Annotated in this window: 13 protein-coding genes and 1 pseudogene; 12 read left to right on the top strand and 2 right to left on the bottom strand. The window is 44.9% G+C overall.

The features are described from left to right. Positions 1–123 precede the first annotated feature (123 nt). The 10 genes from PLE7327_RS05085 to psaK all read left to right on the top strand — a co-directional run bounded on the left by PLE7327_RS05085 (position 124) and on the right by psaK (position 10136). Positions 124–459, top strand: coding sequence for a hypothetical protein (locus PLE7327_RS05085; protein WP_015142793.1), 336 nt, complete (start codon positions 124–126; stop codon positions 457–459). A 157-nt stretch (positions 460–616) separates the two neighbouring features. Further along, on the top strand, positions 617–934 hold the full coding sequence (locus PLE7327_RS05080; RefSeq protein ID WP_015142792.1) for a hypothetical protein: 318 nt from the start codon (positions 617–619) through the stop codon (positions 932–934). 25 nt (positions 935–959) lie between these two features. Then, positions 960–1340: a hypothetical protein gene (locus PLE7327_RS05075; protein ID WP_015142791.1), complete on the top strand. Its 381-nt coding sequence runs from the start codon at positions 960–962 to the stop codon at positions 1338–1340. Between the two features lie 56 nt (positions 1341–1396). Beyond that, entirely contained in the window at positions 1397–1831 is a 435-nt protein-coding gene (locus PLE7327_RS05070; RefSeq protein WP_015142790.1) for a hypothetical protein, read from the top strand. Between the two features lie 3 nt (positions 1832–1834). Next, on the top strand, positions 1835–2137 hold the full coding sequence (locus PLE7327_RS05065) for a hypothetical protein (RefSeq protein WP_015142789.1): 303 nt from the start codon (positions 1835–1837) through the stop codon (positions 2135–2137). A 39-nt stretch (positions 2138–2176) separates the two neighbouring features. Then, positions 2177–3049: a thermonuclease family protein gene (locus PLE7327_RS05060; protein WP_015142788.1), complete on the top strand. Its 873-nt coding sequence runs from the start codon at positions 2177–2179 to the stop codon at positions 3047–3049. 26 nt (positions 3050–3075) lie between these two features. After that, on the top strand, positions 3076–3870 hold the full coding sequence (fabG, locus tag PLE7327_RS05055; protein ID WP_015142787.1) for a 3-oxoacyl-[acyl-carrier-protein] reductase: 795 nt from the start codon (positions 3076–3078) through the stop codon (positions 3868–3870). A 147-nt stretch (positions 3871–4017) separates the two neighbouring features. Beyond that, positions 4018–5670, top strand: coding sequence for a chaperonin GroEL (gene groL, locus PLE7327_RS05050; RefSeq protein WP_015142786.1), 1653 nt, complete (start codon positions 4018–4020; stop codon positions 5668–5670). A gap of 325 nt (positions 5671–5995) precedes the next feature. Continuing rightward, entirely contained in the window at positions 5996–9682 is a 3687-nt protein-coding gene (gene smc / locus PLE7327_RS05045; protein WP_015142785.1) for a chromosome segregation protein SMC, read from the top strand. A 184-nt stretch (positions 9683–9866) separates the two neighbouring features. Then, positions 9867–10136, top strand: coding sequence for a photosystem I reaction center subunit PsaK (gene psaK / locus PLE7327_RS05040; RefSeq protein ID WP_015142784.1), 270 nt, complete (start codon positions 9867–9869; stop codon positions 10134–10136). 113 nt (positions 10137–10249) lie between these two features. Here the strand turns inward: psaK and PLE7327_RS05035 are convergent. Continuing rightward, positions 10250–10387, bottom strand: a pseudogene (locus PLE7327_RS05035) (sulfurtransferase); the annotation flags it as partial. Between the two features lie 32 nt (positions 10388–10419). Here PLE7327_RS05035 and PLE7327_RS05030 point away from each other — a divergent pair. Next, positions 10420–11007, top strand: coding sequence for a phycobiliprotein lyase (locus tag PLE7327_RS05030; RefSeq protein WP_015142783.1), 588 nt, complete (start codon positions 10420–10422; stop codon positions 11005–11007). A 94-nt stretch (positions 11008–11101) separates the two neighbouring features. Here the strand turns inward: PLE7327_RS05030 and psb35 are convergent, their stop codons facing one another. Further along, positions 11102–11311, bottom strand: a complete 210-nt coding sequence (gene psb35, locus PLE7327_RS05025; protein WP_015142782.1) for a photosystem II assembly protein Psb35 — start codon at positions 11309–11311, stop codon at positions 11102–11104. Between the two features lie 526 nt (positions 11312–11837). On the opposite strand from psb35, the gene PLE7327_RS05020 reads away from it, so the two are divergent. Next, the gene (locus PLE7327_RS05020; protein ID WP_015142781.1) at positions 11838–12635 is read left to right on the top strand and encodes a WecB/TagA/CpsF family glycosyltransferase; all 798 of its coding nucleotides are present in this window, start codon (positions 11838–11840) and stop codon (positions 12633–12635) included. Positions 12636–12871: the final 236 nt, after the last annotated feature.

Raw genomic sequence — 12871 nt, 5'->3', positions numbered from 1 at the left:
TTAATCTTAAGATATGAACGCTCAAGAACTCGGCACGACAGCAAAACATCCTCATCCAATTTAAAACGATTTTGCGCCGAGCGAGCGAACTGATGCAACGAATCGGGAGATAAATAGTCAACCATGAAAAAGCTAATCTTTAGTTTACTAACTCTGACTGCTCTTGGAATGGTTTCCCTACCCGCTCATGCTGACGGAGACAGCGCCGTCATCCAAGATAGTCGGCAAACCACCACCCAGACGGGTGTCGGTAACTACTCTGGACAGACGACCATTCAAAAGAACCGAGGCGAGAGAAGCGGTTACAGAAATGGCAGCACTGGCGATGTCCAGTCCAGCGACCAATTTACCGATCAGTACGGTGTTGGCAACTCGTCCGAACAACGAGTTCGTCAGGAAAATGTCCGCAAGGACAGGGGATCTCGTCACCGCTCTTGCGATTGGGGCTGCGATTATTAGTAAACAACCCTGCGTCTAGACAGGGTTGAGATCTCCATCACTTTTTCAATCTGTAGCTAACTCCATTGTAACTTGAGGGAGCAGGGTGTCACGTATCGTAAGTAGCAGCTTGGATAAAAATCCCTCTCCCTTTTTTCGTTGAGTTGGGAGTCAACCAATGTTTTTAAAGCAACTGACCATTTTGTTAGCAATTATCACGATAGGCTTTCCCGCGATCGCTAGTGCTAGTGAAATCGATGTCCGAGCAGGAAATGTGAGAATTACCACCGAACGAGATGGGGATGCGTATATCTACAACAGACCGCGTTGGAGAACCTATCCCCGCAATCGTTCCCATTATTGGTGGGATCGCTATTTCCGCCGCCAGAGCAACGTTGGTTGCTCAAAAGGAGGCAATGTAGTGCGTCAAGAGACGACACAAGTTAACCGTTCTGGTAGAACCGTTACGCAATCTCGGACTACCTACTGTCGCTAATTTTTCATAGGGGAGGTTACTACTAATGCGACTCAAGGCATTAACCCTAAGTTTCTTAGCTGTTTCTGGTCTGTTTTCGATGGGAGATTTCCTCTCCAATTGGGCAACCGCTAAATGCGTTCAAGCGGACGTTTCTGTGCAGTACAACATTAGCGGTTCTAAGGAGCCAACCAACCGCAGTAACGATGTTGATATGGAAAGCGATCCCTCTTGTCGGGGAAATGCAAGCGTAACCACAGGCGTACAAGGCAATGTTGGCGGTAACGGCCCGGTAGAACAACATCGAACCGTTCGCCATCGCCAGCGGGGAAGCGATGGCAACTCTGGCGGGAACGGTGGAGCCGTTCAAATCAGAAGCAATCCCGGCATTGATGTATACAATCCTGCCGAAAATTGGCGAGACTAACCAAACCAATAACTGCGCGGCACGAATCGAGTCAAACTGAATGGGGGATTCGGTTTATGAACTTAAAAACTTTATTGCTTGCCATCTCTTATACTACTGTCTTAGCTGCTGCTCCTCCGGTGAATATCCAGTCTTTTTCTCTTGCTAATACGGCTCAAATTCAGCAACAAATGCAACAGACAACGATTACTCTTGCAGCAGAGCAGCTAAGACACCCCCATTTTCTCCGAGTAAGTACCTCAACAACGGGCACTCAACTTACCGGACAGATCAAACTAAATGGGAAAGTCATTCAACGACTGAATAACAACACAAAAATTAATCTTTCGCGCCTTCTGACTCGTGGCAAACACGCGATCGAGATTTCGGGCAGATACCGTCCCGCAGGCAACTCAGTGCAAGTTGAATTGATCGGACCCAATACTCAGAGTCTCCAACAAATAGGCGGTAGCGGTTATCTCAACCAAAGATTGATTATTGAGGTTAAATAAAGGATGAAGCAATTCCAGAAAATCGGTCGTCTCGGTCTCGTTAGCGTCACTTTTATCGGCTTAACTCAGTTTCCCGTGCGCTCCGATACAACAGCAATTCAAAACGGCGCTCAAGACGCGAATATCTCTGGCGATAACAATCAAGTTACTCAAATTATCAATCAAACCATCATTAATCATCCCGGCAGAGGTTCCCTCAACCGTTCCGATAACAAGAAGGACGAACGCGCCCAAGCAAGAGAATTTGAGAATAGAGGTAATGGCAACGGAGTAGAACGCAATTCGGGTAAGGGCGATCGCTTATAGTAGAGTATTTAAAATGCTCTAGTTAATTGAAGGATTGGTATGGTATCGCCTTACTATCAAGTTATCAAAGGAAGTTTCGTTATTCTTGGCAAGAAACCCGACGGGGATTCCGTTCGCTTTCTCGCAGACGAACCAGGGCTTTACGAAAATCTTCAACGTTCCTACCGTATCAATCCCTCTCGCGATCGCACCGTACAGCTTCGCTTGGAAGGTCTAGATACACCAGAAGTGCATTATGGCAAAGACGCTCAACCGCAAGGAGAAGAAGCCCGCGATCGCTTGCTCAAACTCCTGGGTTTTAGGGATGTTGCCTATTCCGGCGATACAGTCAGTTCTGCTAAGCCCGATACCGTTGCTGGCGCGATCCTCTCCCAAGCTGTAGAAGCAAACGGTCGTCCCATTTCCTATCTGGTGTCAGCCGATGAAGCCAAAAGCCTTTCCAATGGAGAATGGGTAAGGGTAACTAAAAATTATCTTCAGAAAACCCTCAACTTTCAATTGCTCCAAGAAGGCGTGGCTTACTACACGGTTTATACCTCCATGCCGCTTTCCCATCGGGAATTTTTACAAAAGGTGACAACAGAAGCCCGACAAGAAAATCGAGGCGTTTGGAAAGAAGATCGAACTCGCGAATTTATTTTAGAAAGTCAAGAAGATTTAAGCCCTCCAGACGGACAACTCATTCTGCCTAAATTATTTCGTCGCTGCACCGATTATCTGAAGGCTGTAGAGAGAGGGTTTCGGGGCAATCTCAAAGATTGGCTGCTTGCTAATGAGAGTAACTCTCGCTCTGAAAACGATCGCGTCCTCCTCGGCAACGTAGAGCTAAAACTCAGCGATTTAATCCGGCAAAATAACAATCGTGTTGTTTTTCAACCGGACATACTAGATTTAACCTTCTTAGAAAAGTAGCAAGAACCGATCGCGCATCTCCCCGTATGATGATCTCATTGGCAAGACATCATTGGAGGGATGAAGTGATAGCAGGAAAACAGTTACAAGATCGCGTTGCCCTTGTCACGGGAGCATCGCGGGGAATCGGTCGGGCAGTTGCCTTGGCACTAGCAGCCCAAGGAGCTAAAGTCGTCGTCAACTACGCCAGTTCTAGTACGGCAGCCGAAGAAGTGGTGCAAGCGATCGCCCAGGCGGGTGGAGAAGCGATCGCGCTGCAAGCCGATGTCTCAAAAGCCCAAGAAGTAGATAATCTAATCGAACAAACTCTAAACAAATTCGGTCGCATCGATATTTTGGTCAACAACGCCGGAATCGCCCGCGATACCTTGCTTTTGCGCATGAAACCGGAAGACTGGCAAGCCGTTATCGACCTCAATTTAACCGGAGTTTTTCTCTGTACCAAAGCCGTTAGTAAAACCATGATCAAACAGCGCAGCGGACGGATTATCAATATTTCCTCCGTTGCCGGACAAATGGGCAATCCCGGACAGGCAAATTATAGTGCGGCAAAGGCTGGAGTCATCGGTTTTACGAAGACGGTTGCCAAAGAACTTGCCAGTCGCGGCGTTACCGTCAATGCCGTTGCGCCCGGTTTTATCGAAACCGACATGACGAGCCATCTTTCCAATACAGAAGAAATTCTCAAGCTCATTCCTCTCGGTCGCTACGGCAAACCGGAGGAAATTGCTGGCATGGTGTGCTTTCTGGCTGCCGATCCCGCCGCTGCTTATATCACCGGACAGGTTTTCAACGTCGATGGCGGCATGGTAATGGCGTAATAATAATCTGCTATTAGCAAGGAAATTATTTTCCTTGCTTGTCTTCAAAGTTATTCCGAGTGACGCAATCGGCGATCGCTACTTAGCACTCTTTGCTTAAGAGTGCTAAAGTTGCTAAAGGAGTCACAACACCAATCCAAAATAACTATGGCAAAAATAGTTTCATTTAAAGATGAGTCGAGACGAGCGCTAGAGGCGGGAATCAATGCCCTCGCCGACGCGGTACGCATTACCTTAGGACCAAAAGGGCGCAATGTGTTGCTGGAGAAGAAATTTGGCGCACCCCAGATCGTTAATGACGGAATTACAGTCGCCAAAGAAATCGAACTGGAAAATCCCTTAGAAAATACGGGAGCCAAACTCATTCAGGAAGTTGCCTCAAAAACCAAAGATGTTGCTGGCGATGGCACGACTACTGCTACAGTGATTGCGCAAGCAATGATCCGAGAAGGATTGAAGAATGTCACCTCAGGAGCGAATCCCGTTGCTCTAAGACGGGGAATAGACAAAACGATTCACTATCTAGTTAAAGAAATCGAAGCCGTTGCTAAGCCAGTAGAAGGAGCGGCGATCGCGCAGGTGGCCACCGTTTCGGCAGGAAGCGACGAAGCGATCGGTCAAATGATTGCCGAGGCGATGGATAAAGTCACCAAAGATGGGGTGATTACCGTTGAAGAATCGAAATCTCTGACCACAGAATTAGAAGTCGTCGAAGGGATGCAGATCGATCGCGGCTATATTTCTCCTTACTTTATCACCGATCAAGAGCGGCAAATTGTAGAATTTGAAAATCCCCTCATTCTCATCACCGACAAAAAGATTAGTGCGATCGCAGACTTGGTGCCGATCCTAGAAAACATTGCCCGCGCTGGAAAACCCTTGCTCATCATTGCCGAAGACGTAGAAGGAGAAGCCCTAGCTACGCTAGTCGTCAATAAAGCGAGAGGAGTTCTTAATGTTGCTGCGATCAAAGCTCCCAGTTTTGGCGATCGTCGCAAAGCCATGCTACAAGATATTGCTATTCTAACGGGCGGTCGTCTCATTTCCGAGGAAATCGGATTAAGCCTGGATACCGTCTCTATAGATATGCTAGGCAAAGCCATCAAAGTCACGATCGAGAAGGATAACACCACCATCGTCGCCGGTGGAGAACATAAGGCAGACGTGCAAAAACGGATTGCCCAACTCCGTAAAGAACTAGAAGCAACCGACTCCGAATACGATAGAGAAAAACTGCAAGAACGAATTGCTAAGCTAGCAGGGGGCGTTGCCGTCATTAAAGTCGGGGCTGCTACCGAAACCGAACTCAAAGACAGAAAACTGCGGATCGAAGATGCGCTCAATGCAACCAAAGCTGCGGTTGCAGAAGGAATCGTCCCTGGCGGCGGCACGACGCTAATTCATTTAGCGAAAAAAGTTGCTGAGTTTAAAAACAATCTCACTGACGACGAAGAAAAAGTTGCTGCCGATATCGTCGCCAAAGCCTTAGAAGCCCCCGTGCGCCAACTTGCCGATAACGCTGGGGCAGAAGGTTCGGTGATTGTCGAACGAGTCCGGGAAACCGAGTTCAACATCGGTTACAACGCCCTCACGGGGAAGTTTGAAGACATGATCGCGGCTGGGATCGTCGATCCGGCTAAGGTAGTGCGTTCTGCCGTGCAGAATGCAGCTTCTATTGCCGGAATGGTTCTAACCACCGAAGCGCTTGTGGTCGAAAAACCTGAAAAAGCCGCGCCTGCTATGCCCGATATGGGTGGCATGGGTGGTATGGGCGGCATGGGTGGCATGGGCATGATGTAAGATTGAGGCCAGTTGCCTTTGTCAAACAGGTAAGGTGAGTATGTAATATGCTCACCTTTACTTTTAAAATTAACTGGCTTGACGCTATTTCTTCTAGAAAAATTATCTGAAAGCGGTAGGGAAGCAAAAGAAGAATGGCACTAGAAACAGTAAAAATGATGAAATAACTATAGATTTGTCTTATTGCCCTAGAATAATAGTCAATAGGTAAACAATTATTAGCGATCGCCATATTTTGGAACTTTTAAGCATCTTAAACTGTCTCCTATTGTTAAACTGATACAAAACGTATCCACTCCTCTCAGCACATAGCACGCCAGACTGCATGGTTCATATCAAGCGCGTGGAACTGTCCCACTTTAAATCTTTTGGCGGGACGACCTCGGTTCCTTTACTGCCTGGATTCACTGTTATTTCCGGTCCCAACGGTTCCGGTAAATCGAATATCCTAGACGCGCTACTATTTTGTTTGGGTTTGGCTACATCAAAAGGAATGCGTGCGGAACGCCTCCCCGATCTAGTCAATCACAACCACAGCAACAATCGCAACACGGCTGAAACTAGCGTCTCCGTTACCTTCGATGTATCGGATCTCTTAGATGTAGAGAGGGATCGCGAAACGCCCCTACAGAATTCAAGAGTAGAAACAAACGGTCGCGCGTCCGTACAAGAAGCACGAGAAAATCACAACGGATACCTACTAACCAACAACCACCAACCACTTACGAATAATGAATGGATCGTTACCAGACGCTTGCGAGTCGCCAAGGGAGGAACTTATGCTTCTACCTTTTATATCAATGGCGAACCCTGTAGCGTTAGCGAACTTCACGAACAACTGAATCGCCTGCGCATTTATCCCGAAGGTTACAACGTCGTCCTGCAAGGAGACGTTACCCGCATCATTACCATGAACTCGCGCGAGAGGCGAGAAATTATTGACGAACTGGCGGGAGTTGCTGAATTCGATCGCAAAATCGAGAAAACCAAAGAAACCCTAGAATCGGTTCGAGAACGAGAAGAACGCTATCGATTGATTGAAGAAGAATTGTTGCGATCGCTCGAACGTTTAACAGCCGATCGCACCAAAGCAGAAAAATACAAGAAATTAAAAGCGACAATTCAGGAAAAACAACAGTGGGAGACGGTTTTAATCTGGCGATCGCTACAAGAACAAGAACGGCAATTACAAGCGCAACTTGTCGCAGGAGAAACGGAGAAAGTCCAACTTAGCGAACAACTTAACGCATTGGCGACCGAAATTAGTCAAGCCGCAAGCGAACTCGATCGCCTCAATAGCCAAGTCAAAGCATTGGGAGAAGACGAACAACTCTCCGTCGCCTCCCAACTGGCAACGCAAAAAGCCAAACGCCATCAACTCCAACAGCGACAGCAGGAATTAGAAACGCAGGCGCAACAGACGCAAGCCAACATCGATCGCACCAGCAGCGAAATCGAACAATATCGGCAAACCTTAGCTCACCTCACCCAAGAAAAAACCCAACTAGAGGAAGAAACCATTCCCTGTGCGATCGAACAACACAACCAAGCCAGAGAAACCTTGCAAAAAAGCCGAGAACGGGCAAACGCGATCGCAGAGGCTTCTGAAGCGTGGGTGCAGGAACAAACCTCCCTCAGCCGCAAAATCAGTACCATCCAAGAAACACTTAATCCCCAACGCACCGAACACGCCAAACTAAGCGAACGCTGCGATCGACTACAAAAAACCCTAGAAGAACAAAGCCAGCGCCTGCAAGTCACCGAACAGGAACTATTTACTAAACAGGCAGATGTTGCTAACCTATCTACTCAAGTTACCGACTCACAACAACAGATTCAAACCCTAGCCCAACAATTAGCCGCCGCCGAACAAGAACGCAGCATCCAGCAAGATACCCAAACCCGCTTGCTAAAAGAACAACGAGAAAAACAACGCCAACTCGATAAATTAGAAGCAACCAAACAAGCCCAGCAAGAAATCCAAGGCACCTATGCCACTCAGATAATTTTACAATCCGACCTAGCTGGAGTTTGCGGTTTAGTTGCCCAACTCGGACAAGTCGATCCCCGCTATCAATTGGCATTAGAAATTGCAGCAGGCGGACGGTTAGGGTATGTTGTGGTTGAGGATGACAGCGTAGCGGCAGCGGGAATCGAATTACTCAAACAAAAACGGGCAGGACGCGCCACCTTTCTCCCTCTCAATAAAATTCAGCCCCCTCGTTTTAATGAAACTGTAGCCATGCGGTATGCCAGAGGCTTTATTGACTTAGCCGTCAATTTAGTTGAGTGCGACTCTCGCTATCGCAATATTTTTCTCTATATTTTTGGAAGTACCGTTGTCTTTGAAACCCTCAATGACGCGCGTCCTCACTTAGGAAAACATCGTATAGTCACCCTGGAAGGAGATCTTCTCGAATCCAGCGGCGCAATGACCGGAGGAAGCAAACCAACTCGATCTTCCATTCATTTTGGCACGCCCACCAGTGGAGAGTCAGAAGAAGTCCAAGTCCTCAGACAACGTTTAGCAGAAATCGAACAGCTTTTATCCCGCACCGAACAACTTTCTTGGCAAAACACGTCGCACCTCAAGCAATTGACACAAGAATTAACAGAAGCGCGACAAAAAGCCAAAGAACAGCAGCTACGGCTAGAACAGTTGCACAAAGACATTCAGCGTTTAACTGCCCAGCGAGAAGAATTAACGCTGCAAGTGCTGCAAAATCGTCAGGAACTTGAAAATGTCTACCATGGTATACAAATTTTATCGGCAGAAATCTCCGTTCTGGAAGCAGAATTACAACAGCAACAGCGTCGTTTAGACGAATTAGAACAGTCGCAGACTCACAGCGAATGGCAACAAATCCAGAATTCGATTAAAATCCAAGAAGTTCGAGTACAAGAAAGAGAACAAGCATTACGCCATGCAGAAAGTGAATTAAAAGACTTTCACAATAAATATCAACGGATAGAAGAAAAAATTACTGAATCTTACCATCGGATAGAAGAGTATCAACAACAGAAGTCAGAAGTCGGAAGTCGGAAATCGGAAGTTGAAAATGAGATTGTAGCAATTGAGGCAAAAATTGCTGAAACTGAAGAGTTATTACAACAACTATCAGAGCGATTGGGAGAGACTAAAATAGAACGCGATCGCGCTGAAACTGCTTTAAGAGAATTGCAAGATCGACAACAGAATCTCTCTTGGAAATTACAAAAACTTCAGGAAACCCAACAAGAAAGACAAGCCTTTCTTGAAAGCTTACAAGTACAAATTCAAACACAACAAGCAGAACTGCCCGATCCCTTACCCGAAGTTCCCCTTCTAGAAAATTTAGCAGAAGGCGAAGATAAGAAAACAATCACTCAGATACTAGAACAACTCCAACAAGAAATTCGTAATGCCCAAAAGCGCCTCGAAGCAATGGAACCTGTTAATATGCTGGCGCTAGAAGAACACAAACGAACTCAGGAAAGATTGCAGGAATTATCAGAGAAATTATCCACTTTGGAAGCAGAAAGAACGGAATTATTATTACGGATAGAAAACTTTACAACTTTGCGATATCGTTCCTTTAAAGAAGCCTTCGATGCCGTCAATGAAAACTTCAAAAATATTTTTGCTACGCTCTCTGATGGAGATGGTTATTTACAATTAGATGACCCAGAAAATCCCTTTAATGGCGGATTAAACCTCGTTGCTCATCCCAAAGGAAAACCCGTACAAAGATTGAGTTCCATGTCAGGGGGAGAGAAATCTTTAACTGCTCTCAGCTTCATTTTTTCACTCCAAAGATATCGTCCCTCACCATTTTATGCCTTTGATGAAGTGGATATGTTTTTAGATGGAGCGAATGTAGAAAAATTATCGAAAATGATTCGACATCAAGCGCAACAAGCACAGTTTATTGTTGTTAGTTTGCGTCGTCCGATGATTGAATCTTCAGAGCGTACTATTGGCGTGACGCAAGCGAGAGGAGCTTATACTCAGGTTTTGGGAATTAAATTATAATTAATCTCAGAGAGTATCTATAAAAATTTGAATCGCCTCGATCGCGCGATCGTTTTTCGATAACTTTTACAAAACTTTATAAAATTACTAAGTATTGCAACACCGATTCAAAATTGATTTCCGATCCTGGTAAAAGATATATAACATCAAGACTTTTAAAGATTAACACAGGAGAAATCATTTGATGTATTCTACTTTATTGCTTGCTGCTGCATCTACGGTTCCTCAGACTGTAGAATGGAGTCCGAAAGTTGCCATTATCATGATCGTTTGTAATATATTAGCGATCGCTTTTGGCAAATTCACCATTAAAAATCAAAACGTAGGACCTCAGTTACCTTCTCCAGCAATGTTCGGTGGAATGGGTTTAGGAGCTTTACTAGGAACTACTAGCTTTGGTCATATTTTGGGAGTTGGGGTAATCCTAGGACTAGCAAACGCAGGCGTGCTATAGAAGAGTTAGCATAGCTTATCTAGTTTGAGTGGCGGTTGGGGATTAGTGAGAAGGTGATTGGTAATCGAGAACTCTTTAATGACCAATTCCTAATTATTAATCTTCAATCGCCTTTTGCGATCTTCAAAGGAAGAATCTTGCTTATAAATCGTTCCAACTTTTGCTCGTTCTTGGTTATTGAGAACGGGTAAATTAATAGAATCAGGAATGCAATCTTCTGCAAATTCGTGTTCCGAACGAACATCAATCATTTCACTGTACCAAAACCGAGGTTAATCAATCCATGCAGCTCAAACACCCCACGAACATGATGGATTTTTTTCGCAAAAGCGAGGGAGTTTGGTTCTCCCAGCGAACGGTTCATCACTTTGATTCAGTGGAAGATGAGTCGGGGGAATCGAACTTAATTGTCGAGGTTCTCGAAAAAGACGATCCCAGAGCGATTGCTATCTGCAAGCAACAAAATGTCGATCCCGCCTTAATCGCTGGCGGCGCAAGTTTTTCGTGGCAGAGCAATATCGACGAACGCGAACCCAATCCAGATTATGCGGCAATTTTAGTCGATCTTCCCGATCCCGAAAACAATCGCTACGGAAAATTTTTGCGCAACCGAGGCTATGTGGAAGGAATTCCCGTCGTTGGCATTTATCACTTTGACGAGCATGGCGTTTTGACGATTAACACCGAATACGAAAGAAACCAGGGACAGGAACGATGCTGGTTTGTCAATGATGATTTTCGCGTGCGCGTCATGACGGTCAAGATGATGAATGGCGTTAATCAGATGGCGTATTGTTCCGAACGCCGTTGCGTTTCCCAGTCCATGTTAGAAAAAATGCTCGATGCCAATCGCCTCAGAGCCACCAGTTAACTCAAACGAGTCATACATTGTGACAGTTACCAGTCATCAGTTGTCAGAAGTTGGCTGGTTGACTTCTGATTTCTGACTGTCAGTCCTATAAATTTTATTTATCAGTATCTGTCTCTTTGTTCGTTTTTATTTCTGGCAAGTAATCGGGTTTTTTCGCATCTTCCCAACCCACGGGTCGCTTGGAATTGTACCACGCAATCGAACCGATAGTAACAGCAGCAATAAAACCAATAACGTAAACGGCGACAAAATAAACGGGAAATTTGCCGCTAGCCGCAGCAGCTTGCATGAATACGGACATCATTCTCTTCTTTTAATCTAACTTTACAATAGATTAGCAAAAATTGTACTCAGAATTTTATTATCTTCTAACCGTTCTGGAATTGGGGCTTAGTAAAGATTGAGAGGACAACCTGAAAATCTCGATTGCCTTTTAGGTCATAGGTAGCAGCGATCGCGAAATTGTTGTCGCTTGCACAAGTATGGTAGGATGTAGCGGAATTTTCCTAACATTACTGTTTGTATTTATCAAAACATCCACCAAGACAGCAACGGCTCCCATAAATGCCGTTACTCTAAGTCAAGTCCACTCCGCGATCGTATGATTTCTATGTCAGCAAACTAAACAAAAGATATACAAAATCCGAGCGATTAACTTATACATATTGAAAGATGAAATCGCAATAGAATCCTAAATTCTAAACTTGTAAAAAAACTTAACAAAGCGAAAAAAGAAATTATAATAGGAGGCAATTCACTGACTTCTGACAGACGATTAATTGAGAATTTTTAGATAAGTTTGGGTTGAACAAACAAATTGTGGAGAGTAGATGAAAGCTGTCAATATCCTTAACACATCCATTCATAACTTATCGAAGTTGGAGCTTTTAGAAAAACTCAATCGCTCTGGTGGCGTTGTTGTTACTCCCAACGTCGATCACTTGATGAAGCTGCGCAAAGACCCCGAACTGCGCGTTGCCTATCAAAAGGCAGATTTTCGAGTCTGCGATAGTAAGATTATTCAATACGCATCCATCTTTTTGGGTCAACCCATTCGCGAAAAAATTTCTGGCTCCGATTTTTTTCCAGCTTTCTATGAATACAATAAGCACAACCCAGAGATTAAGATCTTCTTGCTAGGTGCTCGAGAAGGAATCGCCAAACAAGCTAAAGAGAAAATTAATCAAAAAGTCGGACGAGAAATTATTGTTGGTTATTATTCGCCTTCAATCGGTTTTGAGAAAAATGAAGAAGAGTGCCAGAAAATTCTGGAATTGATTAGAAAATCGGGAGCAACTGTTGTTGCCGTTGGTTTAGGCGCTCCCAAACAGGAAAAGTGGATTACTAAGTATAGAGAGCAACTAAAAACCATTAAAATTTTTCTGGCGATTGGGGCAACGATTGACTTTGAAGCCGGTTACAAGCCGCGATCGCCCAAATGGATGAGCGAAGTAGGATTGGAGTGGTTCTATCGATTGATCTGCGAACCCAAACGCTTGTGGAAAAGGTATCTGCTCGAAGGCATTCCCTTTTTTGCATTAATTATTAAGCAAAAATTCATGGCTAAACCTATTATTCCTAGCCTATCCTTTACCTCCCCCCGCAAGAAGTTTAGTAATTTTAAATAAACTATGGGCAAAGGCGGTGAAAAATTGAGGATTTTTCCCGCTCTTAACCAGAAATTAAAGATTAATAATGCCTAATCAAAGACGGATAAAGAGGCTGACTTATAAGTTGGAATGTCCCTTGTGTCGGCAGCAATTATGGCATCTAGGAAGTCCGAGATATTACCTTCGCGATTCTTGGCTCGAAGAGTTTTTTGTGAAAAACACGACAGAATGTGGATGCGACTGTCGAGGGACGT

Source organism: Pleurocapsa sp. PCC 7327, from assembly GCF_000317025.1.
GTDB lineage: Bacteria > Cyanobacteriota > Cyanobacteriia > Cyanobacteriales > Microcystaceae > Hydrococcus.
Note: the sequence above shows the minus strand (reverse complement) of the source record. Positions and strands in the feature narration are given on the sequence as shown.

Coding starts and splice junctions, on each gene's coding strand:
- PLE7327_RS05085 (WP_015142793.1), top strand. CDS start 124: ATGAAAAAGCTAATCTTTAGTTTACTAACTCTGACTGCTCTTGGAATG.
- PLE7327_RS05080 (WP_015142792.1), top strand. CDS start 617: ATGTTTTTAAAGCAACTGACCATTTTGTTAGCAATTATCACGATAGGC.
- PLE7327_RS05075 (WP_015142791.1), top strand. CDS start 960: ATGCGACTCAAGGCATTAACCCTAAGTTTCTTAGCTGTTTCTGGTCTG.
- PLE7327_RS05070 (WP_015142790.1), top strand. CDS start 1,397: ATGAACTTAAAAACTTTATTGCTTGCCATCTCTTATACTACTGTCTTA.
- PLE7327_RS05065 (WP_015142789.1), top strand. CDS start 1,835: ATGAAGCAATTCCAGAAAATCGGTCGTCTCGGTCTCGTTAGCGTCACT.
- PLE7327_RS05060 (WP_015142788.1), top strand. CDS start 2,177: ATGGTATCGCCTTACTATCAAGTTATCAAAGGAAGTTTCGTTATTCTT.
- fabG (WP_015142787.1), top strand. CDS start 3,076: ATGATGATCTCATTGGCAAGACATCATTGGAGGGATGAAGTGATAGCA.
- groL (WP_015142786.1), top strand. CDS start 4,018: ATGGCAAAAATAGTTTCATTTAAAGATGAGTCGAGACGAGCGCTAGAG.
- smc (WP_015142785.1), top strand. CDS start 5,996: ATGGTTCATATCAAGCGCGTGGAACTGTCCCACTTTAAATCTTTTGGC.
- psaK (WP_015142784.1), top strand. CDS start 9,867: ATGTATTCTACTTTATTGCTTGCTGCTGCATCTACGGTTCCTCAGACT.
- PLE7327_RS05030 (WP_015142783.1), top strand. CDS start 10,420: ATGCAGCTCAAACACCCCACGAACATGATGGATTTTTTTCGCAAAAGC.
- psb35 (WP_015142782.1), bottom strand. CDS start 11,311: ATGATGTCCGTATTCATGCAAGCTGCTGCGGCTAGCGGCAAATTTCCC.
- PLE7327_RS05020 (WP_015142781.1), top strand. CDS start 11,838: ATGAAAGCTGTCAATATCCTTAACACATCCATTCATAACTTATCGAAG.